Genomic DNA, 25,930 nt, shown 5'->3' on the forward strand with positions numbered 1-25,930 from the left:
GTCATGCGGACTCCAAACCGGACCTGATGGTCCAACTTTTTGTCCGCAGTCCCCAGTCTTCACTGCCAGACGAGAAGGACTGTCCCAATCTGCCGGCACTTGGGGACGTTCCTAAAAGGCCGGCACAAAAGGAACGTCCCCAAGTGCCACCCAAGTGCCAAGGGTGTCCCCAACGACTAGTCATTCAAGAACGTCCCCAATGACTAGTTGGATGGAGTCGGGATTGGAGTTGGGAAGGTAGCGGATTTCTAGCTCTATGCCGAGTTCTTGCAGCTCTTTGAAGACGGCGATATCTGCGTCGTCTACGGCGACTGCGAGCGTTATGGGGTGCTTGCCCTCCCCTACCTGCATATGGCCGATGCTTATCTTGGCGATCGGCACACCACCCTTAACCAGGGCGAGCGCATCGGCGGGTGAGGCCACCATGATCAGAATCCATTGGCGCGGCGTTGCAGTATGTATGACGTCGATGGCCTTTTGCACCGAGAAAAACCTTGTCCAAACGCCTTCTGGCGCCGCGACCCTCATGGGTGCCCATTGGCGCGAATCCGCCGCGATCTCATCGTTGACGATTAGGACAAGGTTGGAGCCCACGGCCTCGTTCCACAGTTCAACGTCTTGCCCGTAAATAAAACGGTCATCAATACGTGTAAGAAGGATCCTGGGTTGAGCCATGGCAGCCCCATTCTGTTTGAGACCCATACGAGCGGGACGTCGGCCACCAACTCAACAGCAGGTCAAGCGCCAGATGAACGCCGCAGACATCACGTCTCCAATATTAGTGCATTTAAAGTGAGAAAAGCCGCCAGAACCCTTGCGCGGATGTGCGATGTCCCGTATCATAGACAGCCGTTGACGCTTCAGTTGCGTCACCATATGGCCGCCAGCGTAGCTCAGTTGGTAGAGCACCGCTCTCGTAAAGCGGGGGTCACCGGTTCGAGCCCGGTCGCTGGCTCCATTGCACAAGATAGCCGCCTTCGGGCGGCTTTTTTGTTGCCGATTTTGATTGCGCATGCGCCAACCCAAGCATCACCACGTCGACAGCTCCCCTGCTCAAAAACAGAAACCCCGCCACGTTTGATTTGAATCGCGCCCGCCCGAGTTTTCGGGGAGGTGGTCGCTATGTCCGAGTTCTGTCTTATGATCGTCGCTCTTCCTCTGGTGACCATTCTGGCCATTTTGGGCTAGGGTAAAACCTGGCCTTTAAAGACCAAAGCCGTCCTGCCTGGGACGGCTTTGTTTTCTCGATTATCAACTTCATACGGATGGATGCGGGGTTCGATACCCCGGCGGTCTGATCGGCAGGCCGCCGGGAACTCTCACTCCTCGATAAAAGCCGGCGCTCGGTTAGTTCTGCGCATCTTGAAATCGTCAGTTTCGTGGGAGACGTAGAGGATGCCGTCCATCCCGTCTCGCGATGCATATGAAAGGTGAACAGAACCGCAATCCGCTCCATCATCGTCGAGAAGATCGAACGAATTCGGATCGCTCGTTGCGGCCAAACGACCACTCAGACAAGAGCCATCGTCATTACAGATTTGCCATTCCATGTCTTCGCCTGCAAGAATCGCCATAGACGTCCTGGTCGCGCCATCGTTGACATACATCCCGTCTATGCCAAAACCGTTTTCAGCGCCATCAATAAACGATTGCTCGGACCTATACTTCGCGAATGATGCGCATAGTGCCATTGCAAGACCGATTACAAGGCCAACAATCGCTATCTTTACATAGCTCTTGGCCGTCATGCCATCCCTCTTTTCGCTTGCCTAAAGAAATGCGGAAGAAGCTGTTCGTCGCGACTTGTTTGTACGCCTTTCTGCCCCGTTCGGTTACTTAGGTTACTTGAGAGATCCTATATATAATTGTTACCCATATACGTAATATGAATTTCGGACATGTCGAAATCAATCAATGGTTGCGGGAGTTTCCAACCTCAGTGAAATGCCGCCCTATACCCACAGAATCAGACGGGCTTGACATGTGCTAATGGACGCTAATGGCACTTGGTCGGCAACGGTCTTGGCCCATCGGCCCCAACAGTGTCTCCTTCTGTCGCGCCGCGGGCCAGGCGCGCGGCGGTGGCGCTGTGCCGCGGCAGCTGGACGACCGCGTCGTCGACCGTGGCGATTACACTCGCGACGACACGCCTCGCTAGCTTTGAACTGTCCTGCCCTAGCGCGCTGCAATTCAATCAGCTGTTACAGAATCCTGAAAGAAAGGGTCGAACCGAAGTGTCTGGCCGGACGCCAATTGTCCGGGAACTGCTTCTGGTTCGACCCTCTTTTACTTTCGCCCACTCGGTGGACTTCGGGTTTGGTGGTTGGAGCCGACGATTTACCAAAGAGAAAAATGAAATATAACCTAGCTGCAATAATCGCCTTATTGGGGGCTCGAATTGGCCATATAGATCTAAAATAGTCACAATATACAAATGTCGAGAGACATTGGGGATATAGATGAAAAGAACTAAGGGTTTTCTTTTGTTGGTATTGATGCTGCTCGGACTGTTCTGCCTGAGTGGCCCTTCTTGGGCCGAGGCTGTCTGTCCTGAAGGTGAGCCTCAGCAGTCTTATACGGGCAGCCTGCTGATAACTGCTAAGGAGGGCTATGCCGACTCCCAGTCTGGGGTAAATCCCCTTGCCACTTTTGAGGGGGACGGCGGAACGGTCAAGCTTGACCATATTGGTAGCGGGATTTTGAGGTGGCAAGTTCTTCCGGACAAAATCGCGAACGATCCCTTCTCTTTTGCTGGAACGATATATCTATACAAGGTTGTGAGCGGAAAACAAAAATACGTCGATTGCTATCCGACAAACGGGTCTGGAATTGCATTCACCGGCATTTCGGGGCAGATTGATACACATGTACGAAAGGGAACCTATGTGGTGCGTTGGGTTGGAGCTGCTGCAGGTCCGATATGGATTGCGGTCTTGCGCCCCGATGTCCAAATAGGTTTCTCTCTCTAGACGGGAAGTTGCTCATGAACGCCATATATGACGGAGATGACTGGGTCGATCACTATACTTGGCGCCTGGTCGGCTCGAACGACAATGGGGATGTGGTGTTTGATGGACTATGTCCAAAGCATCTCCATCCTTTTGTCTCGTCGTTAATTGAGAGTTCCGCTCGTGTTGCCCCCTACAGCTCGGCATCGCTTCATGATACGGACGTTTTGAAGACCATAAGGGAATCAATTGACGAGGGCACGATGAGCGGCCCGCTGTTTTCTCGGCTTGTGGGGCTAGATGAGATTGGCTCGAAACGACTGCTTGCGGGCGAAAAAGTGGAACTCACTTATCGGTCGATGATTTCAATCCTGCGGCTAGCCGATGTTCTTCGCAAATAAATGAGGCTTCCCTATTCAAAAACCGAAAACCCCGCCAAACGTGATTCCCCTAGGGAAAGCACGTTTGGCGGGGTCCTAGCGTGATTTTCCTAGGGGAATCACGCCATCAGACGAACAGCTCAGCCGAGCAGCTCGCTACTCCTCCCAGTAGGCGTCGGCAAGCAACTTAAAGCAGATCTTCTTGACCGGCTGTGCGCCATCGCCCGGGAACTCGAGCGTGGGCATGTGAGGCTCGCCGGCAACGAACAGCGCGAATTTGTCGTCGGCAAGATCGCCGGCGATCGAGGCGTCGGAATCGACCAGATCATAGTCGTCCTTCTCGTCAAACTCCTGGACCAGCGTCAGGCTGCCCGTAGCGACCTTGAAGGCCTCGCGACCCTCGACGTCGATCTGCAGGTCGTGATAGCGCTGATGCGTCTCATAGTGAGCCTCGGCCTCGGGACGCGTCGTGGGAGCCATGACGTTCGCAAAGACCTTCTCACCCAGAATCGGATGGCTGCCGACCTCGAGCTCTGCCGGGTCGTTCTCCTCGAGCCAGTCGATCAGCACGTCGAGGCCCTTGAGCATTCCGCGGTACTCCTCGATATCGCCCAATGCACCGTAAATCATCTAAATCCCCTCTCGGATCACTTCTTTGGCGGCTACTCGGCAAACGCGTTACCGACGCTGTTGCCACCCACATACGCCTCGACCAGGGTAAGGTCGGGATTGAACACGACAAACTCGGCGTCGCGCCCCAGCATAATGCTACCGCACTTGTCGTCGACATGAGCTAGCAAGCAATGCCGGGGCCGACGCCCAGGCTTTTACAGCTCGGTCACGACAACGCCGTTGTAGACCTCGTCCCAACGATCCATAACCAAGTGGCCAGTCATGGGATCCATGGCATTGAGCTTGCCGCAGGTGTTGGCGGTACGCAGCACCGTCTCGTCATCCGCGCCAGCAGCAATCGCATGTGCGAAGCCGGCAATGGTCGAATCGCCAGAACCCGTAGCGTTAACGGCGGGGATATCGGGGGTCTTGGCGCGGAATGCACGGCCATTATGGAAGCCCACGGAGCCGGCAGCGCCCATGGACACGACGACCCAGGGGATATCGGAGAAGCGGGCATCAGAGGCGAGCGCGGCGCGGAGCTCGTCCACATCGTCGGTGGTAAAGCTCGTGCCCAGAAGGCCGTTAATCTCGGTCAGGTTAGGCTTGACCAGCTCGGGCTTAATTTCGGACTTAAGGGCGGCCTCGAGCGAAGCACCCGAGGTATCGAGCAGCACCTTGGCGCCGGCGTTCTCGGCAATGCCCGTGATCTTGGCGTAGTAGTCCGCCTCGACACCACGGGGCAGCGAACCCGAGATGGTAACAACAGCGGCCTTGCTCGCAAGCTCGGCGAACTTGACGGTAAAGGCATCGAGCTCCTCGGGGGCAATCGTCGGGCCGCTCTCGAGTAGCTCGGTCTGGTTGCCGGCGTGGAGGATGTTAAGGCAAATGCGAGTCTCGCCCTTGATGGGCACAAAGTCGTTGTTAATACCGTTGGCGTCCATGAGCTCGGCCATGTAAGCGCCCATGTGGCCGCCGAGCAGACCGGTTGCCACGACGTCGTCGCCCAGCTGACCCAGCACACGGGCCACGTTGAGGCCCTTGCCGCCGGCGGTCTTTTCGGGCGTCACACGGTTGACGTCGTCGATAACGAGCTCATCGAGCTGATAGCGCGTATCGACAGACGGGTTCATCGTAACGGTGAGGATCATTTTTAGCTCCTTATCTCGCAGGCTCCTTGTGCCTCGCGATACGAGTCGACAAAACGGAATTACAGAATTTCAATCGTGAACGAGCGAACGACGGTCTCCTTGGGCTTGGCGACAAGGCAGCCGCGCTTATGCTCAAGCACGTCATCCTCATCGGAGCAGGTCGAAAGGCCGCCCCAGGGCTCAACTGCCACAAAATCGCCCTCGGGCTTACTCCACACAATGAGATACGGGAAGCCCTCAAAGCTCAAGCGAACGCCCTTGTCCTCGCCCTTTTTGGAAAGCGTGACCTGCCGGCTCTCGAGCACGTCAAAGATCGTCTCCGCAAAATCGAAGAGCTCGTGCGACAGGGGCAGCGTCTTTCCCACCATGGGGTTCTTGGAGCGGTTTGCCACGTCAATCAATCCAGTCGAGGGAACGGCGGTGCAGAGCTCCGCAGCCTCGTCTTTCTCGAAGCGCAACTCGTAGTCCGTATAGGCCTCGCCCTCGTCGAGCGGGCACCTAAAGCCGGGGTGTCCACCGATAAAGAACGGCATGTCCTCGGTGCCCTCGTTGGTCACCTCATAGGAAACGCGCACGGCAGCGTCCTCGAGCGTATAGCGGGCGACGAGCTTAAACGGGTAGGGATAATCGCTCAGCAGCGCCGCGTTATCCTCCGAAGCCAGGCACATCGCCAGCTCGTTCTCGCCTTGGCCCAGCAGCTTCCACTCCTGCTTGCGCGCAAACCCGTGGCGGGCGAGCTTCACATGATGCCCGGCGAACGTCATGGCGCTGCCATCGCGCAGGCCTCCGCAAATCGGGAAGCAGATCGGCGCCTGGCCGGACCACACGGCGGAATCGCCCTGCCACAAATACTCGCGACCGTCGGCCTCAATCGAGGTAAACGAGCCGCCGGCTGTAGACACCTTAATAGAAATCGAATCGTTGGAGAGAGCGTATTCCATTGCCCATCCTTTCGAACAACTGCTTTTTGCTCGCAAGTACCCGTCTCGGCCCTAACCAAAGGACAAACCCGCACGTTCATCGATGCGTCCGGTATCCCAGCCATGCAACGGGGTACCATACAGACATTGATGCAATTACAGCTGAAAGGCCTTCTTATGCGAACCATCATCCTCTACGCCTCGCGCCATCACGGCAATACGAAAAAGCTCGTGGACGCCATCGTCGAGGCGCACCCCGAAATCGATACCCTCGATGTGAAGTCACTCGGTAAAAACGAGTACCCAGACCTGCACGAATATCATCTAATCGGTGTCGCCACGGGCATCTATTACTCCGAGATCGACAAGGACATGGCACGCGTGCTCACGAACGTGCTGCAGCCGCAGGACAAGGTGTTTGGCCTTATGACCTACGGTGGCAAAAACAAGTGGTACGGCAAGGATATCGATGGCATCTGCCGCATGAGGCAGGCCATCTTTATGGGTGTCTACGGCTGCCCCGGCTTTGATACGTGGGGGCCGTTCAAACTCGCCGGCGGTGTCCAAAAGGGACACCCGACCGCTGAGGAAATTAAGGGCGCCGTCGACTTCTTCGACAAGATCGAAGACGAGTATGGCGACATCATCGTCGAAGAGTACGCCAAGCGCGAGAAGCGTCTAGCATACGAGAAGGAGCATCCTGCAGGAGGCCTGGTGGCCGGCGTCAAGCGCACGGCAAAGAAGATCGCTAACAAGCTGTAACTGTGAAGGTGCTTTTGAGCGTTTAACCCATACGGCGGGTCCGAGCAGATTCGGACCCGCCGTCTTTTTCTATCGCTACTCGGTAAAGGCGTTGCCGACGCTCTGGCCGCCAACATACGTCTCGACGAGGGTGAGCTCGTGGTCGAACACGACAAAGTCGGCGTCGCGACCCGGCATGATGCTGCCGCACTTATCCTCGATGTGCGCGGAGCGTGCCGGCACCTCGGTTGCCATGCGAATGGCGATATCGGCGCTGGCGATGCCCCAGTCGACGATGTTCTTGACGCCCTGGGCAAGCGTGAGCACCGAGCCGGCAATGCTCTTGCCGTCGGCGAGCCAGCACAGGTTGTCCTTCATGATGACGTCCATACCACCACTGGTGTAGCTGCCCTCGGGCATGCCGCCGCAACCCAGGCAGTCGGTGATGAGCACCGTGTGCTGCCAGCCCTTTGCCTGCAGCAGCGCCTTAATGGCGGCAGGGTTTACGTGCTTGCCGTCACAGATGATCTCGGCGTAGGTCTCGGACGTGGACATGGCAGCACCCACGACACCGGGCTCACGGTGATGCAGCCCGCGCTGGCCGTTATAGGTATGCGTAAAGCAGCTGGCACCAGCGTTGATGGCGGCAATGCACTCATCGTAGGTGGCGTCGGAGTGACCGATGCTGGTCACCACACCCTTGGCGTTCAGAGCAGCCGCATAAGCAGCGGCACCGTCGCGCTCGGCCGCCATGGCACTCTTAACGATGCGACCACCCGCAGCCTCCTGCCACTGATCGAAGACCTCCTCGGAGGGATCGATAAGATAAGCGGGGTTCTGCGCGCCCACGTGCTTCATGGTAAAGAAGGGGCCCTCCAGGTAGATGCCCTGAATGCGAGCACCGCAGAAGTCGGGGCCGCGACCCTCGTCAGCCTGGGCGATGGCGGCGCAGGCGTCCTTGATCTGCTCGACGCCATCGGTGAACGTCGTGGGCAGCCAGCTGGTGGTACCGCGACGGGCAAGCTCGGTCGAGCTGATATCGATGCCCTCGGGATCGTTATCGGTAGTTGAGTGGTTATAGAAACCATGGATGTGAGTATCGACCATACCCGGTGCGATCCACGATCCCGTGTAGTCCTTAATCTCGCAAGAGGGCTCGTCGGCCTGCCAGGCGCCAAAGACGCCATCCTCGACCATAAGATAGCCGCCCAGTTGCGGACCTGCCGGCAAGAAGAACTTGTCAGCCTTAATTGCGTACGTGCTCATATGCACTCCTTGCTTCTTGAAGCAGTTAACCGTGGTGATACTTATACCCCGGTCTAAATAAAAACAAAAAGCGCCCGCCCGCCGTTATGAGCGGACGGGCGCCCTTACAGGGGGACGCGATTAAGCGGTGAAGGGGTGAATCGTCACGCCCTTGACCACGCGGTTGACCGTGCCGGTGGGGCTCGGCGTGTCGGGCGTGTTGCCCACGCGCACGGAGTTGAGCAGGCTGATAGCCTGGGCAAACATCACGAACGGCAGGGCAAGGTAGCCCTCGGGGAGTGCCTCATAGCCCTTAAAGGTGAAGGACTCGCCCTCGTAGACGGTAGCGCCATCCTGCTGAACGGCAACGGTGTGCTGAGCGATCTTGTCGCCACCGATCTCGTTGAGGATGTCGATATCGTACTGACGGGTGTAGGCATCGTTGTTGACGAACACGAACACGAGGGTCTTGTCGTCGACGAAGGACTTGGGTCCGTGACGATAACCCATAGAGGTGTCGTAGGAAGTAGCGACTAGACCGTGAGCGAGCTCGAGGATCTTGAGCTGGCTCTCCTGGGCAAGGCCACCGAAGGAGCCGGAACCCAAGTAGGTCACGCGGTTGAAGTCGCCAGCCAGGTAATCGGCAACCTCGGACTCGCGAGCGATGACCTCCTCGCCCATCTTGGCGATGGTCTCGACCCACTCGGCCTTCTGCTCGTCGGAAGCCTCGTCAAAGATGAGGGTAGAGAGCAGGGTCATGCAGGTGTAGGAACCGGTCATGGCGAAGCCCTTGTCGTTGGCGCGCGGGATGAGCAGCGTCAGCGCATTGGGGTCATCAGCGGACTCGACAGCGAGCTTGCCCTCGGGAGCGCAGGTGATGTTGAGGAACTTGACGTTGTGGACGAGCTCCTTGGCAACGGCGACGGCAGCAAGGCTCTCGGGGCTGTTGCCGGAGCGGGCAAAGGAAACCACGAGCGTGGGATCCTCGGCGCGCAGGAAGTCGCGCGGGGCGCTCACGATATCGGTCGTGGCGATGGGCTTAAAGTCGTAGAGATCAGTGTTGCCAGCGTGACGCAGGTACGGGGCGCAGGTATCGCCAACGTAGTCGGACGTACCGGCACCGGTGAAGACAACGGACAGACGGCCCTCGCCCATAGCGCGAGCCTCGGCCAGGAAGGCCTCGATGGCCTCCTTGTTCTCGCGATAGATGTTGAGCGTATCACGCCAAAGCTCGGGCTGCTGAGCAATCTCGGCCGTGGTGATCTGGGCGCCGAGCTCGGTGAGCTCCTCGACACTCTTCTCGAACATTTCTAATACCTCTCTCTAGAAGTAATCCTCTGACGTGCAATTATACACTTTGGTTGGTTATCTGGTAGTAACCAGTTAAATACAAAGAATCATCATATGGAAACGGTGCAGACACTAATCGCTACGCTGGTGGTAAACCTTGTATTTAAACTGATCGGCACGAGCAACCGAGAGCGTATACTCCACAACCTCGTTTGACTCGTTATACGTAGTCCTAACCAAATCGAGCACAGGCGAGCCCTCGACGATTTCCAAAAGGTGGGCATCGGTGGGACGGGCTATGCTCGCATAGAACTCCTCTTCGGCCACGCGTATTTTTTGCTTAAAGTCTTGCTCAATCACATCGTAAAGCGGCTTACGCTCCAGCAGCGGTCGCTTTAGGGACAGAAATTGACGAACCGGTAGATAGCTACGTTCGACCATCATGGGCATGTTGTCGGCAGAACGAAGGCGCTTGAGCTTAAAAATGCGATCACCGATACGTAATCCCATATGCTCGGCCAGATTCTTATCGGCCTCCATCTCGCAAAAATCGAGAATCGTGGTCTCGGGGTCGCGACCCATCGCACGCATCTGCTCGGTAAAGCTGTAGGACTGCATAAGATTGGTTGCCTTTGCCGAACGGTCGGTCACAAAGGTACCGCGACCGTGCTGCCGAACCACCAGTCCTAAACGCTCCAGTTCCTGCAGAGCCAGGCGTACCGTAGTGCGCGAGAGACCATAGCGCTCCGAAAGTTCGCGCTCGGAAGGAATCATGTCACCGGCGCGATATTCATGGTCAATCTTTTCGGTCAGAATATCGACCAGCTGATCGTACAGCGGTTGCTTGCGCGCTCCGATCGCCATCCTATCCTCCCTTTTGCTCAAACTAGGCTACTACCTTGGGTGTTTAGCATTATCTGTCTGCCACACCCGAATCATCAAGAAAACAAAAGCCGCGCGCTCTTTCGAGCACGCGGCTTTTAACATACACATGGCTTAAGGGGTCGGGGCGTGAGCCGCGTAGGGACACACCCCTCAAGCTAGAGCCTTACCAGATGCTCGGCCAGAGACCAAGCGGGCCAGCGCCCAGGATGCCCAGAACGAAGAGCAGCAGAATGCCCTTGGTCGGGGTCCAGCTGTGCTTAGCGAACATGTAGTAAAGCAGCAGCGTAAGCATAAGCGGGACAAGCTTCGGGACGATGGTGTTGAGGGTGTCGGCAACAGAGAAGTTGACCGGATCCTCGGTGACGGTGCCGTAGGTAACGGACTCCATGCCGTTGCCCAGATCGGTGACGCCGCACTCGACAGCGTTGCCGTCGGCATCGGAAGCGGTGAGGGCGTTGCCGTCCTCATCGGTCATGGCGATGGTACCGGCCTCAGCGGTCTCGGTATCGATGCCCTCCATACCGGTGAAGTTCTCGGCCTCCTTCTCGGAGACGATCACGGTAGTAGCGGAGAGGCCACGGGTGGTGCCGTTGGGGATCTGGAGGTTGATCTGGGTGCCGCCCATGGTGACGACCAGGCAACCGACGACGAAGACGCCCATGATGGAAGCGGCACGCGTAAAGGCCTGCATGTTGGCGGTCAGAGCGTCAATAGCGCTGGTGCCAAGCTTGTAGGACCAGTTCATGAGCCAGAAGCGCAGAGCGAACTGGACGACGTTGAAGATCACCAGGAAGATGATCGGCGCAGCGGCGTTGCCGTTGATGGCCATGTTGGAGGTGATGCCGGCCGTGATAGGCACGAGCGTCAGCCAGAACAGGGCGTCACCGATACCACCGAGCGGGCCCATTGCGGCGACGCGGACGGCGCGGATCGTGGGGATGTCAACCTTGTTCTGCTCGAGCGAAAGCACGATACCCATAACAAAGGTGACGAGGAACGGGTGAGTGTTGAAGAACTCCAGGTTGTGGCTCATGGAAGCCGCGAGGTCGTTCTTGTTGGTGTGGATCTTCTCCAGACCGGGGATGATGGAGTAGAGCCAACCGGCGGCCTGCATACGCTCGTAGTTGAACGAGGCCTGCAGGAAGCAGGAGCGCCAAGCCATCTTGTTGAGGGTCTTCTGGTCGAGCTGCGGAGCAGGAGTGAGATCCTCGTAGTGCTCCGGGATCACATACTCATTAGATGCCATCTTCGAAGTCACCTCCGTCAGAAACAGCTGCACCCTTCAGCTCGGTCTGCTGCTGGAAGTCCCAGAAGGCGATGCCGAAGCCGATGAGAGCGAGGATGAGCAGAGCAGGGGTTGCCAGAGAATCGTTGGCAACGGTGATGAGCGCGAGGCCAAAGCCCATGAGGAAGAAGCCCCACATATCGCGGTTCATCATAACCTTGAGCAGGACGGCGAAGCCGACGAAGCGCATCATGCCGCCCGCAGCGGAAAGACCGGTCTGCAGCCAAGTCGGGATGGCGGAAGCGATGGTCTGACCGATGGTGGCGCCAGCGATGAAGAACAGGGTGACGACGACGGCGAAGATCAGGCCGAGCAGAGCCATGGCGAAGTAGTTCAGACGCTCGATACCCTTGGTGTCAGCGTTGTGAGCCATGTTGTCCGCGGAGGACATGAGCGGCGACATAAGCGTGAAGACCAGGGTAACGCCGAGCTGACCAAGCAGAGCGAACGGAATGGCAAGGCCGACTGCCGCGTTGGGCTCGAGGCCCGTAGCGATAGCGAGAATGGCTGCCATGATGCCGCCGATGACGGCGTTAGGCGGCTGAGCGCCTCCGATCGGCATGTTGCCGATCGTCATGAGCTGATAGGTACCACCCACGAGAAGACCGGTGTTGAGGTCGCCAAGGATAAGACCGATGACGGCGCCGGTGACGATGGGCTGATAGAGAGACTCGAGGAAGTTGAACTGGTCGATTGCCGCGACGAACGTGACGATGAAGACCAGAGCGACCTGGATGATCGAGTATTCCATCTTGCTCCTCCTTTCAAAATGTATGTACGCACTTTGGATTTCACGTACAGAATGTCAGGGTTTCATTCCTGACAGCGTGGATCATGAGGATTACGAGAAGAGCTTGCTCGTGTCCTCAACAGGCGTGCTCGGAACGCGCCTGATCTCCAACTCCACCCCCAATTCCTGCAGCTCTTTAAACGCAGCGACATCCTCGTCGTTAACTGCGACGGAGGTGGCGACTTGGCGCTTTCCTTCCGACATGTGCATGTTGCCGATGTTTACCTTCTTTATAGGCACACCGCCCTTGACGAGCGTAAGCACGTCTTCCGGTGTTTCGGCCACGATGAAGATCTTCTGGCGCGGGCTCGCCTTGCCAATGACGTCGATGGTCTTCTGCAGGGAGAAGAAACGCGTAGCGACGCCGGCGGGAGCGGCCATCTTCATGAGGTTCTGGCGCATGGTGTTGGTCGACACATCGTCGTTGGCGACGAGGATGAGGTTGGAGCCCAGGGTGGAGTTCCACTGGGTAGCGACCTGACCATGGACCAGTCGGTTATCGATGCGGGTAAGAAGAATGTTGGGTTCTGCCATGTTGATCAGCTTCCTTTCGTTATTTGCTGACGACAGTTACTTGATCTCCTGAATCGCGTAACGCGAAACATCTACGACGGCACCGGATCGGACTTTGATTTGGACCTTTTCGCCTTCGATGCCCTTGACGGTTCCGTAGATACCGCCGGCGAAAAGAACCTCCTGACCCGGCTTGAGCTCGGTGTGCAGCTCCTTGAAGTACTTCTGCTTCTTCTTCATGTTGATTTGCGACCAGATGGTGTAAATCAAGCCCATGATGACAAGCAGGCCTAAAAGGGCGACCGAGGAGCTCAGGACGTTGGCTCCGAAATCAGCCATTAGATGCCGTCCTCGTCGCCGAAGATATCCTCTTCGTCGGAGCCGGCAACGGATGCGACCGTCTGGGCGGTGACGCCCGTCTGACCAACGGTCACGGCCTGCTCGCCAAGCTCGGCGAGCGTGGCGTTACCGCGGAGGAACAGAAGCTCAATAACCATGGGAAGGTTGGTGCCAGTCAGTACCTCGACGTTGTCGACATCCTGGGCAATCATCATCGACTGATTGAACGGAGTACCACCGAGCAGGTCGGTAAAGACGAGCACGCCATCGCACTCCTCGCGCATGGCGGTAATAGCGGCGCGGAGATCCTCACCGTAGGAAGCAGCCTGGTCGCCCTCAAAAGGAACGACGGTAAAAGCGGGCTGGTCGCCGGCAACCATAGCGATAGCACTTGCAAGGCCGGGTGCGAACTGTCCATGACCGGTAAGAATAAAGCCAACCATTCAAATTTCCCTTCCGAAGGTGTGTACGATCTGAGTCCGATGATTTTCGGAAGCCAGCGGGCGCTCGCCCTTAAAGCTTCTTGGAAAGCGTTCTTTGAAGACCAGTGGTTTCTAAACTGGTAGTAACCACGTGATGTGTTGTTGTCACTATATCACCCCAGAAGAGGTCGCTTTCGTTGATTCATACAGTAAAACGTTTTTGCACCGCTCACGGTGATAAATCGACCGTTCACCGCTCGTTAACACTTCTACCTGCAGTTTTGAAACCGTTTCGAAATGCTTTGGCAAAAGATCGGGGCTATCTTAGCGTCTGAGCAACGCAGGATGGCTAAAAAAAGCGTGTAGAAAAATTGCAGGTCATTGTGAAGATTTGTGAATTGGTCTTTTTGACTTAATACCAGTTAAAACCAGTTGTGAAATTATCGGTGAACGGTAGTTTTTGACCGTTCACCGATAATTTGCAATCGTTTGCAGCCTTTTTCCTAGATGAATTGGGGAGACTCGATGAAGCACTTGCGCGGGCGCGGGTCCTACCCCAGTGCTTTCGGTAGCAAAAAGCCCGCCAGAACGTCGTTCTAGCGGGCTCAATCAGATATTTCGACTTCGCGCTCGAAAGCTCGGGCAACCTTTAAGCAAACAGGCCGTAGATGCTGATGTTGGCCTTGGCGTAGAGGCCGTTAGCATACTCGGTCCACTTGGAGCTGGCGCTCGAAGCCTGCGAGGAATACTGCTGATAAGCAGTGTAGTAGGCGGTCATGGCCTGCTTGTAGGTGGCGCTATCGGCCGTAAAGGCATCGTCGGCGAATGCCTTAGCGTAGGTGCCATCGGCGTCCTTCCAGGTGCCCTTTGAGCTATCCCACTCATCGCCGGCAAGGTTGATGATGTAGTCGGCGTAGTCCTTGCTCGCGGTCTCCTCGTTGCCGTCGGCAGGCTCGGTCGGGGCGGTCGGCATGCTTGCGGAGCCGTCGCCAACCTTCTTCTTATAGAGCTTCTGCAGCGTCGCGGACTGACGGACGATCTGCTTGGCCTGGTCCTTGGACACGCCGTACTGCGTGGCCATGGTCTTGTAATCGGAGGTGCCGATGGACTCCTCGGCGTACTTCTTCATCTCCTTGGAAGAGACGGTAATGCCCTCGTCCTCGGCAGCATCGAGCAGAATCTGGTTGCGCACGTAAGACAGGATGACGTCAGCAGACGGAGCGGTGTAGTTGCCGTCGTCGTCCTTGACGGTGTCGAGGCTGTACTGGCTCTCGATGGCCTCGCGCGCAGTGATGTCGCTCTTCTTGCCGTTGTAGCTATAGCTTGCCACGGTCGAATCGAGCTGGCCCTCGGTCAGAGTCGCCGAGCCGACGCCCTTGCCGCCAAAGCCGCCATTGCCAATAAAGAAGCCGACCACGGCAGCGATCACGACTGCGACCACAAAGGCGGCAATCATCGTCTTCTTGTGCTTGCAAGCGTGGCCGTCCACATCGGAGTCATCGTCCTCGTCCTGCTCCTCGGGCATGAGGTTCTCGTCGGCGGCGTCCGCGGCGATCTTTGCCTCAAGACGGGCATCCTCCTCCTCGGCCGTCGTACCGGCGGCAATGTGCTCGGCAGACGTACCGGCGACCAGATCGATCTTCTCGGTCTCGTCACCGTCGGGGCCTTCGCCGCGCTCGATGATCTGGATGCCGTCGATCTCGTCCTTCTCGTCCTTCTTTTGAATCAAACCCATATCGGTTACTCCTTGTTAGGAAACATAGTCCCCAATAGAATACGCCCGACGGAGCGCCGGGCGTATTGATTCTTAGGTTATACGCAAACACTTAAGTACTATTTAGGCGTTTGCAGCCTGCATGCCTTAGGCCAGGTGCGCGATAACGGCATCGGCAAAGGCCTGCGTACCCACGGCGCCCTCAACGGAGCCGGTCTGGGCACGACGCACGTCGCCGGTAACCTGCTCGCCCTCGTCGAGCGTGGCAGAGACGGCGGCGCGGATGCGATCGGCGGCGTCGTTCTCGCCCAGGTGATCAAGCATCATCGCAGCAGACAGAATCTCGGCCGTGGGGTTAGCGATATCCTGGCCAGCGATATCGGGCGCGGAGCCGTGCGTTGCCTCGAAGATGGCGCAGTCGGCACCGATATTGGAGCCCGGAGCCATACCCAGGCCGCCCACCAGGCCGGCGCACAGGTCGCTCACAATGTCACCGTACAGGTTGGGCAGCACCAGAACATCGAAGTCGTTGGGGTTCTGGACCAGGCCCATGCAGGTGGCGTCGACAATCTTGTCGTTGAACTCGATGTCGGGATAGTTGGCGGCCACCTCGCGCGCAACGCGCAGGAACAGGCCGTCGGTCGCTTTCATGATGTTGGCCTTGTGCACGGCCGTCACCTTTTTGCGGCCGCAGCGGCGGGCGTACTCAAAGGCGTACTCCACAATGCGGCGGCTCTTGGCGATAGAGATCGGCTTGATCGAGATCGCGGAATCGGCGGCGAAGGTCTTTTGGCCCGAACGCTCGACGAGCTGCGAGAGCTCCTCGACCTCGGCAGCGCCCTCATCGAACTCGATACCGGCGTAGAGGTCCTCGGTGTTCTCGCGCACGATAACCAGGTCGACATCGCGGAAACGAGAGCCGTCGCCCGGCTGCGACAGGCAAGGGCGCACGCAGGCGTACAGGTCGAAATGCTTGCGCAGGGCCACGTTGACGCTGCGGAAACCCGTGCCGACCGGCGTGGTGATGGGGCCCTTGATGGCAACCTTGCTCTGGGCGACCGCATCGAGGACGTGCTGGGGCAGTGGCGTGCCAAACTCGTCCATGACGCCGGCGCCGGCCTCCTGGACGTTCCAGTTGATCTGGACACCAGTGGCCTCGACCACGCGGCGCATGGCCTGCGTAATCTCGGGACCGATACCGTCACCGGGAATCAGGACTACATCGTGCGCCATAATCTGTTACTCCTCGTCTTCGGCGTCGTCAGATTTTTTAACGCTAGCACGCTTCTTCTTTTTGGAGAGATCCAGGCCAAAACGTTTAACAAGCATTTCGCAAATCTCGCTCGAACGGGCCTTGAGATAGCTGCCCTTGCCGTTCTCGGCGTCGAACTTAAGGCGCAGCGCGAGCTTCTCGGCAACCTCGGCATCGATCTCGCCCTGGCCAAACTCGTACAGGCAACCGAGCATATCACGATACTCAAGGTCGCCGTGGTAGCACTGAATGGCCTCGTCCAGGATGGGCCAAGCCTCGCGCGAACGCTCAACGCTCGTGGCGCCCCACACGCACAGCAGGCGGAAGGCGGCATAGCGCAGCGTGGAGGAAATCTCGTCGAACAGCGCGGTCTCGGCACCCTCGAAGGCATCGCTCATCTGCTCGGGGCAGGTGGTGGCGAGCGCCGCCAGGGCATCGAGGGCCTCCCAGCGGGTCTGAGCCTCGGGGCGGTCGAGTGCCTCGATCAGCGCGGGCACGCAGGGCACGACGCGCTGCGGGTCGCGCTCGGCCAGCAGATGCAGCACGCGGGCGGCAAACTGGCGGATGCGGCGTGTGGGGCAGCCGAGCTCTTGGACCAGGCGGTCGACGGCATTCTCGTTCTCCTCTGCCAGCTGAAGCTGTGCCAGCTCCTCGTCGGTGAGCTGTTCGTCTTTGTTTTCTGCCATAGTTACCTCTTCTTACTATTTCTTAGCGTGCTTGCCAGCACCCTTGCTGTCATCGGTGACCGAGATGAGCTGTCGGTCGGCCGCGCCATTGCGACGCGCACGGCGGCGCTCCTCGGCGTCGCCCGCGTCGGCGGCGGCGCGATGGGCCTTGTTGACGTTAAAGACCTCGTCGTGCTTGCGCCACGGGCCGACGGACTCGCCAAAGCTCATCTTAAGGCCGGCGATAAAGCCGCCGAGCCAGCCGATCGGCGCAAACTGCACCAGCGGGAACAGCGAAAACACCCAGGTCAGTAGGACAACCGCTGCCGCACCTGCAAAATTGGCAATCCAGTAGTCGCGCTTGGTGATCACGCGCTTTTCGCAGGCCCACTGGCCGCACAAAAAGCCAATGTAGATCGCAAAGATAAAGAGCACCAACGCGAGCACCACGAACGTCCAGCTCATGGGCGCTACTCCCCGTGATGGTGGCCGCAGCAGCACTCGTGGCCGTCATCATGGCCGTGGCCGCCGCAGCACTCGTGGTCCTCGCCGTGATGGTGGCCGCAACCGCACTCATGGTCGTCGCCGTGCTCGCCGCAACCGCAGCCGTCCTCGTGAGCACCATGCTCTTCGGGACGATACTGTGACCAGTCCAGACCGGCGGCGATGGCGTCAGCCTCCTCCTTGTACAGGACCGTGATGGCCTGGGTACCCAGCTTAGCGCCACCGATGGCGTCGAGCATGTCGTAGAGCGTAAAGGCCACGTCGGCACCGGGCAGCGCGAGCTCGCGGTCATCGGCGTAGGCGAGCGCCAGACGCAGGTCCTTGATGAAGTGCTCGACCATAAAGCCGGGCTTGTAGTCGCCGTCGAGCGCCTTGGGAGCCAGGCTCTCCATGGCGCCGGACTTGCCGGTACCGCCCAGGATCATCTGGCGGGTCTTCTCCAAGTCAAGGCCGCTCAGCTCGGCAAATGCCATGGCGTCTGCCATGCCGACCATGCAGGCGCCCAGCGACACCTGGTTGGCGAGCTTGGCAGCCTGGCCCTTGCCGGCGCCGTCGAAGCAGCAGATGTTGGCCGCAAAGGTGGCAAGGATGTCGCGGACCGGCGCGATGTCGTTCTCGGTAGCGCCCACGATAGCCGTGAGCGTACCGGCGATAGCGCCCGACTCGCCGCCGGTGACGGGGCAGTCAAACGCCATGCGACCAGAAACCTGGGCGGCCTCGGCAATGTCACGGGCGAGCTCGGGCGAGCTCGTGGTGAGGTCGATCAAGACCGCGCCCGGCTTGGTGCACGCGAGTAGGCCGTCGCCCGCCAGATAGAGCTCCTCGACCTCGGAGGGATAGCCCACCATGGTAAAGACGACATCGGCGTTAGCCACGGCATCGGCCGGCGTATCAGCCCAGGCGGCACCGCGCTCGATGAGCGCCGCGGCCTTGGACTTGGTGCGGTTGTTAACCGTGACGGGGTAGCCGGCGTCCAGAATGTGACCGGCGATGGGGGCACCCATGATTCCGGTGCCGATAAATGCGACAGAGAGCTTGTTTGCCATGAAACCTTTCCTTTTGGGTTGGGTGTTATTACCAGGTTGAATACTCGGTGCCAGCGTTTGAGCTGCGGGGCGCCTGCGGTCGTAGCGCCTGTCTACTCGCCGCGCACGCGGCGGGCGATGCGGTCGGAAAGCGACGCCTTGTCGGCGCGGTTCTTGCCCCAAAACGCGCAGGCCACCATGCCGGGGCCCACGTGCGAGCCGATGGTGGGACCCACGGAGCTGCGAATGATCGTGACGTCGGCGCAGCCCTCCTCCTTGCGGATGGCGGCTTCGAGCCAGTCGCCGTCCTTTTCGGCATCGGCCGTCATAATGGCGATGGGCATGGTGCGATCGGGCACATAGTTCTCGCGGAACGACTTGAGAATGGACTTGAGCGCCTTCTTGCGACCGCGGTTGACGCCGATCAGCGACAGCGAGCCGGCCAGGTCGTAGGACAGCTCGGGTTTGACGTCGAGCTTTGCCGTGAGCTGTGCCGCCGCGGGCGGAATGCGGCCGCCGGCAGCCAGCGCGTCAAAGCTCTCGAGCGTAAAGTAACCGTGGACATAGGTCTTGGCCTCGTTTGCCCAGTCGACCAGCTGCTTGGCAGTCAGTCCCGCCGAACGCTGACGCACGGCCTCGAGCGCCAAGAGCGCGCCGGTCGCGCAGGGCAACGCGTTGTCGACCACGTACAGCTCAAAGTTGGGATACTCGGCACGCACGGCGTCCGCCGCCTGGCACGCGGAGTTGTAGCTCGACGACAACGCCGAGGTAAAGCACAGGTAGACCGTAGGCGTACCCTCTTTGGCGCACTCGGTAAAGAACTCGATATAGCGACCGAGCGACACAGCCGAGGTGGACACGCGGGCGCCGGCGCGCATGCGGTCGTAGAACTCCTTAGGGCTCATGCTCGACCAGATGTCGTCCGTGCGCTCCTCGCCATCGATAATGAAGGGGAAACCCAGGATATCGACATCAAGGTTCGCGGCGACCTCGGGGCTAAAGTCGCAGCAGGTATCGACGACGATGCGGCAACGGTCCGAATGACCGGCGGATGCGGCCTTGTCCATCAAAGCGACTCCTTACGTAAAAAGGCGGCCACCCGCATGGGATGGCCGCCAACCGTTAACTCATGCAAGTTAACGTATTTTACTCGTCAAGTGTTTCGATACGGGGCTTGATGATGCCATATCCACCATTCTTACGGTGATACACCACATTGATAAGGCCGGTCGTCGCGTTCTCGAACACGTAGAAGTCGTGGCCGAGCAGATCGGTCTGCACCAGCGCCTGCTCCTCAGTCATCGGGGTGACGTCGATGACCTTCTCGCGGACGAGCAGGTCGTCCTCCTCCTCGGGCAGCAGCAGGTCGGCCAGATCCTCGACGCGCTCGACCGGCGCGACATCCGCGGCGCTGGCACCGCCCTGGCGGTTGTCCACGACCTTGGTCTTGAACTTGCGCAGCTGGCGGGCGACCTTATCGGCGGAGAGGTCGATGGCGGCGTACATATCTGCACCGTGCTCGGCAACGCGAATCACCGAACCGCGGGCACGAACCGTGACCTCGACGATTGCCGGGTTGGGGTTCGAGGGGTTCTTCTCATAGCGAAGTACAACGTCGACCGTCATGGGCTCGATATCGAAAACCTTGAGCGCCTCGCCGATCTTCTCATCCACATGCGCACGCAGAGCATCGGTTACCGTCGTCTTGCGTCCAGAAACCTTGATATCCATACGTGGCTCCAATCTGCCTCGGGGACTTACTGTACTGGCTATGTACCCATTGCCGTGCATTTAATCACGCGGATTCCTAAAGACCCGAATAACGATTGCTTGATACCGCATACCGAAGTCTCGTACTTTTCCATGGCAAAGTGCGCTATAGGAGGGAGCCGACAGATTTGTATTTGGTCCCGAAAATTGGCTTTGACCTGCTGGTTTTATAGGGATGAAAAAGCCGGGCTCCCCTATTGGGGAAGCCCGGCAGTGCGTGTTGAAACCGTGAAGGGGTGTCCTTTCCAACGTATAGGAGACACCACCCCTAGCAATAACTAGCTATTGAGTTTGTTAATGTCGTCGTCAGTGATGGTGCCTTCCTGGCTGGACGATTTGTCCTCGGAGGATGCGGTCTCATTGTTGGAATCGGAAGACTCGCTGCCGGAGGACGTGGTCTCACTGGACTCAGAGTCGCCCGGTTGCACGTTAGCGCCCGAAACCGTCTTAGTGGTGAGGTCGTAGGGCGTCCTGCCATACCAGACGCAGTGGACTGCCTCGAGCGTACCGTCGACCGTGATGTCGTCGAGGGCATCGCTCACGGCGCGGCACAGTTCGTCATTGGACGAGAGGCCCGCAACACCAAGCGTCGAGGGCGCCTCGAGCGCACCGACATAGGAGATCTCGCTCATCAGGCGTGCAAGGTAGCCGCCGGCCGTGGAGTCGCAGATCACATAGTCGACCTCGCCGGACTCGAGCGCCTCAAAGCACTCGTTGATGTTGGAGTAGGTCTTTTGGTTGGCAGTGATGCTCTGCTTAGCAAGCGCCTCCTGCGAGGCCGAGGACATCTGGATACCCAGAGTAGACGTGTTAAGGGTATCGGTGGAAACGCTTAGCGACTCACCATCGCTGGTTTTACCGAACACGGAAGCGGCATCGTACAGGCAGGTGCCGAGCGAGCTAACGTCCCCGTCCGTGGAGTTGATCTCGCCGATAAAGATATCAGCCTTTTTGTCGCCGAGCGCGGAACCTGCCGAGGATGCATCGACAAAGGCGACCTTAAGGCCCATGCGGCTTGCGAGGGCGCGGGCGGCGTCAACCGCATACCCCGTGAGCTCGCCGTCGGCGTCCTGCATGGCCTGCGGCGCATCGGAAGTATCGAGGGCGACCGTCAGGGTTCCGGGAGTGACCAGGACATCGTCCGACACCGCCGGCGTGACCGTCTCGTACTCGATCTGGTCGATCGTGGGAGTCGTGAACGTAGACAGCGGGTTGAACGCGCATCCGCTCAGGCCCAAAACGGCAATGACCGCTGCGGTCCCAGCACCTAACCGAGCCGCGTGCATCAAGCTGCCCCTCACCATGTCCACTACCCTGCCTTCTGTGTCGTATACAATCCGTGCGTTGCGCGGAATATCAGGTTGTTCCCACCAGCTGACCTGGTATTTGACCCCACACTTGCGCACCGGGGTGTTTGCTCGGGAGGCCGCAGCCACCTTCACGACTGACCCGCTCGCCCGCGAGGCGGTATTGCCCCAAAGAAAGTAGAACGGACGGTGCGGCTTACATCTAGGACGCGCCATGATCGCGCCGCGCGCACGCGGTCGCTTACGTGGATCCCTTTGACCGCGTCTGTCTTGGACTAGGACGGGCATTTCGTCCGTCCGCAACCACAGCCTGGTAGGAACCAAGCGCATTATAGCTAAGTTCAAGCTAAAGTTTAAGGTTAGGGGCGTTATTCGCATCGCGAGTACAGATTTCGCAGGTCAGGACGGGCCGCACGCGCTATCTTCACTGCCACAAAACCACCCCTACCAAACACGTGCGATAGCAAGGCCATCGACTGCCGCAGCGCCGGCACGCTTGAGCTCCGCCGAGGCTGCTGCCATGGTCGCGCCCGTGGTGATAACGTCATCGATAAGCAGCAGGCGGCGGCCGTGCACGTCCTCAACCGTCTCGTACATGCCTTGGGCACGCTCGCGACGCTCCTCACGACCGAGTTCGCGCTGGTCGCCATGCCCGTACTTGACGAGGGCATCGAGCAGGGGAACACCCGACAGCTCGCAAAATGGGCGCGCAATGGCCTCCATATGATCAAAACCGCGCCGCCGAAACGCTGCCGCCGTCGCAGGCACAAACACCACCGCATCCGCACCGGACAGCACACCTCCTAAGCGATCGGGCGCTACGACCTGGGCATGCAGGGCGGTGTCGTAGAGCAGCTCCGCCAGATACGGCGCCAGGCGTCGCTCGCCCGCGTCCTTGTACGCTTTAATGATGCGCGGCAGCGGATGCGCATAGACGGAGCACGCCAGGCAGCGGTCGAGCGCCTCCGCCATTGCCGAGGACGTGCCCTCGACCGAACACTCAGTGCACAGCAAATCCCCAAACGGGGCGCCGCATCGGGTGCAGCTATGACGTGGGTCGATGAGCGTGAGCGCGGCCAGGCAGTCTTGGCAAATAAGCGCACCGGCGCGCTCGCAGCCGGCACATCGTGTTGGCGACAATGCCTCGAGTGCCTCGCGTGCCGCCCGCTCGGCAAACGGCAGCAATTCGTCCGCAAACGGTAGGGCGCCGGCACCCTGCAGACGGCTCAATTTGTTCAGATGGCTCTTCAAGACACAACCCTCCCTACGTTCGGTCGCAGGGAGGGTTGTTGATTCAGCGCTATGGTACCCCGACGCGATTGGGGTAAGGCGGGTTAAATCCGCTCGCGGGCGTTATTCGCCGGCGGGCGGTTGTGGTGCGGCCGAAGACGGGGTCGAGCCCTCGCCACCATCCTGGCGCGGCTTGCGGGAACGGCGACGACGACGGCGCTTTTGACCCTGGTCGGCCGAGCCCTCGCCACCGCGATCCTCGCGCGGCTCGCGCTCGTCGCGAGCGGCGCCACGCGAAGCCTTGGCAGCCGCTCCCCCGCCATCTCCGGGACGACGGCGCGTGACCTTGACCTCGCCATCCGAGACCTGATCGGCCACGGAGGGCACTGAGGGCTTCTGCTGTGCGCCCGAGGAATGGCGACGGCGCGGACGCGGCGCGCGCTCCTCCTCGCCACGTGACTTGCCGCCCTTGTCGACAGGCGCATCGGAGGCCGAGGGACCCTTGGAAGCGGCACCAGCCTCGCGAGCAGCTGCGGCGCGGAAGGCGTCCTCGCGCTCCTCGCTCGACAGATGACGGCGACGACGGCGCGTGGGATTCATGCCACCGCCGCGATTCTGCTGCTGGGGCTGTTGAACCTCGCGCTCGCGAGCGCCGTTCTTGCCGGCGGCTGCGGCCTCGCCGGCATCGGCAGAGCCCGCACGCTTGCGGCGGCGACGGCCGCCAGCGGCCTCCTCGGCCTCAGGCGTTGCGGCATTGCCACGGCCCTTTCCGCGGCCACGGCTCTCGCCCTGGCTCTGACCGGCGCGAGCATCGGATTCGGCATCGCGACGACGGCGCTTGGGCATCGACGTGCCGGCCAGACGGTCGGCACTCGACAGGCCATCGCCCACGTCGACGCCGTTCTCGCGATCGAGCTCCATGAGCGCCAGGCGCATCTCGGGCGACTCGATGCGCTCGAGCACGTCGCGCGTCACGCAGTCGGGACGGCAATTGCAGCCCTGCTCGGCAGCTTTCTTCTTGCAGCCCTCAGAGCAGGTCATGTCGGCCAAGTTGACCTTAAAGACTTTGCCGTTCTCCAGGCGCAGCACTAGCTGCTCACGCGGCGTGTCGTATTCCTGAATACGTGCCTTGCCAAGCGGCGTATCGATGAGCGTCTTCTTTTTGGGTGCACGGCTCTTAAAGTCCTTGTACGCCTCGAACTCATAGCGCAGACAGCACATCAGGCGGCCGCACACGCCGCTGATCTTGGACGAGTTGAGCGGCAGGTCCTGCTCTTTTGCCATGCGAATCGAGACGGGCTCAAACTGTCCGCCAAAGCGCGTGCAGCAGAGCTCCTGTCCGCATTGGGCATAGCCGCCCACCAGGCGGGTCTCGTCGCGCACGCCGATCTGGCGCATGTCGACGCGAATGTGCAGCGTCGAGGACAGGTCCTTGACGAGCTGACGAAAATCGACGCGCTCCTCGGCCGCAAAGTAGAACACGGCCTTCTCGCCGCCAAACAGGTACTCGACGCCGACCGGCTTCATCTCGAGGTCGAGCTCCTTGACCAGGCGACGGAAATCGACCATGGCCTCGTCGCCCTGGATGGCCAGATCATCGGCAAGCTGCAGGTCGATGTCGCTCGCCACGCGCAGCACGGGCTTGAGCGGCTGGCCGATCTCGTCCTGCGGTACCTCGAAGGGATCGGCCGTGACCAGGCCGATCTCGGTTCCGCGCTCGGTGGAGCAGATGGCATAATCGGCCTCGAGGATATCCAAATCCTGCGGGTCGAACCACAGGTCGCGCGAGGCGTAGGTAAACTTAACGGGTACGACTAACGGCATTTCAGTGCCTTCCTGATATCGAACAGCATGACCTCGATGGCCAGCTGGGGAGTAACGTTTCTGGCGATGTTGCGCTCGGCGGTCGCGACCGCCTCGAGCGCCTGGGTGGCACCCGCAACATTCGTCGCAGCGGCAAGCCGACCGATCGTGTCACGCACGTCTTCGTTCACCACGTCGGCCGCCTCGTCCTGAAGTGTCAGCAGCACGTCGCGCATGAGCGTCCGCGCGCTCGCCAGCGCTTCCATGATACCCGAACGCTCGCGCGCGTTGAGTTCGCGCTTGTTGCGGTCCTCAAGCTGCTTCAATGCTCCACGCGACAGGTAGTCGGCATTTTGCTCGAGTACCTTTTCCTGCGTGGACTTGACCTCGGCGAGCGGCGCCTTGACGGCGACGATGAGCGACTTGGCGCGACTGAGCACGTCGGCCTCGTCGGCGGCAATGAGTGAGTCGATGGCACGGACCATCTGACGGCGGGCGTCCTGGCGCTCGGCGCTCTTAAGAAACTCGATGCCGCGTGTGGGGCTTCCCGCCACGGCGACCGCCATGCGGCAACGCGCGGGGTCCTGGCCGGTGGCGCGGCTCACGGCCTGCGCGGCGACGGCGGGCGACACCAGCCGAAACGGCACGCACTGGCAGCGGCTCACGATGGTGGGCAGCATCACGTCTGCCGAGGTGCCCAGCAAGATGAACATAACGCCCTCGGGCGGCTCCTCGAGTGTCTTGAGCAGTGCGTTGGCGGTGTTGGCGCGCAGTTGCTCGGCACGGTCGATGATGTAGACCTTGGCCTTGGCGCGAATGGGTGCCAGCGGCACGTCATCGAGCAGCTCGCGGGTCTGGGCAATAAGATAGCCCGTGGCGCTCTCGGGCGTGTAATAGTGCACGTCGGGATGCGTATGCCGAGAGACGCGCACGCAACTGTCGCATGCGCCGCAGCCGTCCTGCTCGCACAGGAAGGCTTGGGCGAGCGCCCACGCGGCATCGAGCTTGCCCGCGCCGGGCGCGCCCAAAAACAGGTAGGCGTGCGATGCACGGCCGCTGGCGACGGCATTGGTCAAAAAGTCGCGCACGCGCTCTTGGGTGTCGAGCTTGGCCAGCAGGCTTGCCTGAGCGGGGGCCAT

The 25,930-nt window shown here is 59.7% G+C and carries 29 protein-coding genes and 1 tRNA gene; 5 read left to right on the forward strand and 25 right to left on the reverse strand.

What is annotated here, in order from left to right:
* Positions 1-180 precede the first annotated feature (180 nt).
* Positions 181-675, reverse strand: a complete 495-nt coding sequence (locus DW195_RS08705) for a PTS sugar transporter subunit IIB (RefSeq protein WP_118206479.1) — start codon at positions 673-675, stop codon at positions 181-183.
* A gap of 207 nt (positions 676-882) precedes the next feature.
* On the opposite strand from DW195_RS08705, the gene DW195_RS08710 reads away from it, so the two are divergent.
* A tRNA-Thr gene (locus DW195_RS08710) sits at positions 883-958 on the forward strand.
* Between the two features lie 361 nt (positions 959-1,319).
* Here DW195_RS08710 and DW195_RS08715 read toward each other — a convergent pair.
* The gene (locus tag DW195_RS08715) at positions 1,320-1,748 is read right to left on the reverse strand and encodes a hypothetical protein (RefSeq protein WP_118206480.1); all 429 of its coding nucleotides are present in this window, start codon (positions 1,746-1,748) and stop codon (positions 1,320-1,322) included.
* A 251-nt stretch (positions 1,749-1,999) separates the two neighbouring features.
* Here DW195_RS08715 and DW195_RS10440 point away from each other — a divergent pair, with 251 nt between their 5' ends.
* From DW195_RS10440 to DW195_RS08725, 3 genes are all read left to right on the forward strand, one after another.
* A complete protein-coding gene (locus DW195_RS10440; RefSeq protein WP_158567927.1) occupies positions 2,000-2,158 on the forward strand; it encodes a hypothetical protein in 159 nt (52 codons plus the stop codon).
* Between the two features lie 301 nt (positions 2,159-2,459).
* Positions 2,460-2,969, forward strand: coding sequence for a hypothetical protein (locus DW195_RS08720; protein WP_118206481.1), 510 nt, complete (start codon positions 2,460-2,462; stop codon positions 2,967-2,969).
* Between the two features lie 14 nt (positions 2,970-2,983).
* Positions 2,984-3,349 (forward strand): hypothetical protein, encoded by a 366-nt coding sequence (locus DW195_RS08725; protein WP_117766459.1) that lies wholly within the window; start codon positions 2,984-2,986, stop codon positions 3,347-3,349.
* 135 nt (positions 3,350-3,484) lie between these two features.
* Here DW195_RS08725 and DW195_RS08730 read toward each other — a convergent pair whose 3' ends face one another.
* Genes DW195_RS08730 through DW195_RS08745 form a run of 4 tightly spaced genes read right to left on the reverse strand, consistent with a single transcriptional unit; the run spans position 3,485 to position 6,032 of the window.
* Positions 3,485-3,958: a YhcH/YjgK/YiaL family protein gene (locus DW195_RS08730; RefSeq protein WP_118206482.1), complete on the reverse strand. Its 474-nt coding sequence runs from the start codon at positions 3,956-3,958 to the stop codon at positions 3,485-3,487.
* A gap of 32 nt (positions 3,959-3,990) precedes the next feature.
* Positions 3,991-4,128 carry a hypothetical protein gene (locus DW195_RS08735; RefSeq protein WP_199412179.1) on the reverse strand — a complete coding sequence of 46 codons (138 nt, stop codon included), beginning with the start codon at positions 4,126-4,128 and terminating at the stop codon, positions 3,991-3,993.
* 27 nt (positions 4,129-4,155) lie between these two features.
* Complete coding sequence (locus DW195_RS08740) at positions 4,156-5,091, reverse strand: hexose kinase (protein ID WP_118206483.1); 936 nt, start codon at positions 5,089-5,091, stop codon at positions 4,156-4,158.
* A gap of 59 nt (positions 5,092-5,150) precedes the next feature.
* Positions 5,151-6,032 (reverse strand): aldose 1-epimerase family protein, encoded by an 882-nt coding sequence (locus DW195_RS08745; protein ID WP_118206484.1) that lies wholly within the window; start codon positions 6,030-6,032, stop codon positions 5,151-5,153.
* 156 nt (positions 6,033-6,188) lie between these two features.
* On the opposite strand from DW195_RS08745, the gene DW195_RS08750 reads away from it, so the two are divergent.
* Positions 6,189-6,773: a flavodoxin domain-containing protein gene (locus DW195_RS08750; RefSeq protein ID WP_229026464.1), complete on the forward strand. Its 585-nt coding sequence runs from the start codon at positions 6,189-6,191 to the stop codon at positions 6,771-6,773.
* 75 nt (positions 6,774-6,848) lie between these two features.
* Here DW195_RS08750 and nagA read toward each other — a convergent pair whose 3' ends face one another.
* From nagA to DW195_RS08845, 19 genes are all read right to left on the reverse strand, one after another.
* Positions 6,849-8,018 (reverse strand): N-acetylglucosamine-6-phosphate deacetylase, encoded by a 1,170-nt coding sequence (nagA, locus tag DW195_RS08755; protein ID WP_117646248.1) that lies wholly within the window; start codon positions 8,016-8,018, stop codon positions 6,849-6,851.
* A 120-nt stretch (positions 8,019-8,138) separates the two neighbouring features.
* Positions 8,139-9,305, reverse strand: coding sequence for an SIS domain-containing protein (locus DW195_RS08760; RefSeq protein WP_117640368.1), 1,167 nt, complete (start codon positions 9,303-9,305; stop codon positions 8,139-8,141).
* Positions 9,306-9,419: 114 nt separating this feature from the next.
* Positions 9,420-10,151 (reverse strand): GntR family transcriptional regulator, encoded by a 732-nt coding sequence (locus DW195_RS08765; RefSeq protein ID WP_117635805.1) that lies wholly within the window; start codon positions 10,149-10,151, stop codon positions 9,420-9,422.
* Positions 10,152-10,335: 184 nt separating this feature from the next.
* Positions 10,336-11,418, reverse strand: a complete 1,083-nt coding sequence (locus DW195_RS08770) for a PTS system mannose/fructose/sorbose family transporter subunit IID (RefSeq protein ID WP_022094609.1) — start codon at positions 11,416-11,418, stop codon at positions 10,336-10,338.
* Positions 11,408-12,208, reverse strand: coding sequence for a PTS sugar transporter subunit IIC (locus DW195_RS08775; protein ID WP_089572403.1), 801 nt, complete (start codon positions 12,206-12,208; stop codon positions 11,408-11,410). The genes DW195_RS08770 and DW195_RS08775 overlap by 11 nt, the downstream gene beginning before the upstream one ends.
* A gap of 90 nt (positions 12,209-12,298) precedes the next feature.
* Positions 12,299-12,781 carry a PTS N-acetylgalactosamine transporter subunit IIB gene (gene agaV / locus DW195_RS08780; RefSeq protein ID WP_089572404.1) on the reverse strand — a complete coding sequence of 161 codons (483 nt, stop codon included), beginning with the start codon at positions 12,779-12,781 and terminating at the stop codon, positions 12,299-12,301.
* Between the two features lie 36 nt (positions 12,782-12,817).
* A complete protein-coding gene (yajC, locus tag DW195_RS08785; protein WP_022094612.1) occupies positions 12,818-13,099 on the reverse strand; it encodes a preprotein translocase subunit YajC in 282 nt (93 codons plus the stop codon).
* Positions 13,099-13,542: a PTS fructose transporter subunit IIA gene (locus DW195_RS08790; RefSeq protein WP_117772902.1), complete on the reverse strand. Its 444-nt coding sequence runs from the start codon at positions 13,540-13,542 to the stop codon at positions 13,099-13,101. Before DW195_RS08790 ends, yajC begins: the two co-directional genes overlap by 1 nt.
* A 628-nt stretch (positions 13,543-14,170) precedes the next feature.
* Entirely contained in the window at positions 14,171-15,256 is a 1,086-nt protein-coding gene (locus DW195_RS08795) for a hypothetical protein (protein WP_118206485.1), read from the reverse strand.
* Positions 15,257-15,382: 126 nt separating this feature from the next.
* Positions 15,383-16,468, reverse strand: a complete 1,086-nt coding sequence (locus tag DW195_RS08800; RefSeq protein ID WP_118206486.1) for an isocitrate/isopropylmalate dehydrogenase family protein — start codon at positions 16,466-16,468, stop codon at positions 15,383-15,385.
* Between the two features lie 6 nt (positions 16,469-16,474).
* Complete coding sequence (locus DW195_RS08805) at positions 16,475-17,173, reverse strand: hypothetical protein (RefSeq protein ID WP_118206487.1); 699 nt, start codon at positions 17,171-17,173, stop codon at positions 16,475-16,477.
* Positions 17,174-17,188: 15 nt separating this feature from the next.
* Positions 17,189-17,617, reverse strand: coding sequence for a hypothetical protein (locus DW195_RS08810; RefSeq protein WP_118206488.1), 429 nt, complete (start codon positions 17,615-17,617; stop codon positions 17,189-17,191).
* 5 nt (positions 17,618-17,622) lie between these two features.
* A complete protein-coding gene (locus tag DW195_RS08815; protein ID WP_118206489.1) occupies positions 17,623-18,702 on the reverse strand; it encodes an NAD(P)-dependent oxidoreductase in 1,080 nt (359 codons plus the stop codon).
* 92 nt (positions 18,703-18,794) lie between these two features.
* Complete coding sequence (locus DW195_RS08820) at positions 18,795-19,748, reverse strand: DegV family protein (RefSeq protein WP_118206490.1); 954 nt, start codon at positions 19,746-19,748, stop codon at positions 18,795-18,797.
* A gap of 79 nt (positions 19,749-19,827) precedes the next feature.
* Positions 19,828-20,412, reverse strand: a complete 585-nt coding sequence (gene hpf / locus DW195_RS08825) for a ribosome hibernation-promoting factor, HPF/YfiA family (protein ID WP_118206491.1) — start codon at positions 20,410-20,412, stop codon at positions 19,828-19,830.
* A gap of 317 nt (positions 20,413-20,729) precedes the next feature.
* On the reverse strand, positions 20,730-21,755 hold the full coding sequence (locus DW195_RS08830; protein ID WP_233540852.1) for an ABC transporter substrate-binding protein: 1,026 nt from the start codon (positions 21,753-21,755) through the stop codon (positions 20,730-20,732).
* Between the two features lie 447 nt (positions 21,756-22,202).
* On the reverse strand, positions 22,203-23,009 hold the full coding sequence (locus tag DW195_RS08835) for a double zinc ribbon domain-containing protein (protein WP_233540049.1): 807 nt from the start codon (positions 23,007-23,009) through the stop codon (positions 22,203-22,205).
* Between the two features lie 102 nt (positions 23,010-23,111).
* Positions 23,112-24,812: a regulatory iron-sulfur-containing complex subunit RicT gene (locus tag DW195_RS08840; RefSeq protein WP_117785958.1), complete on the reverse strand. Its 1,701-nt coding sequence runs from the start codon at positions 24,810-24,812 to the stop codon at positions 23,112-23,114.
* Positions 24,803-25,930, reverse strand: a complete 1,128-nt coding sequence (locus DW195_RS08845; RefSeq protein WP_117776801.1) for an ATP-binding protein — start codon at positions 25,928-25,930, stop codon at positions 24,803-24,805. Before DW195_RS08845 ends, DW195_RS08840 begins: the two co-directional genes overlap by 10 nt.

The sequence above is a fragment of the Collinsella sp. AM17-1 genome (assembly GCF_003470665.1).
GTDB lineage: Bacteria > Actinomycetota > Coriobacteriia > Coriobacteriales > Coriobacteriaceae > Collinsella.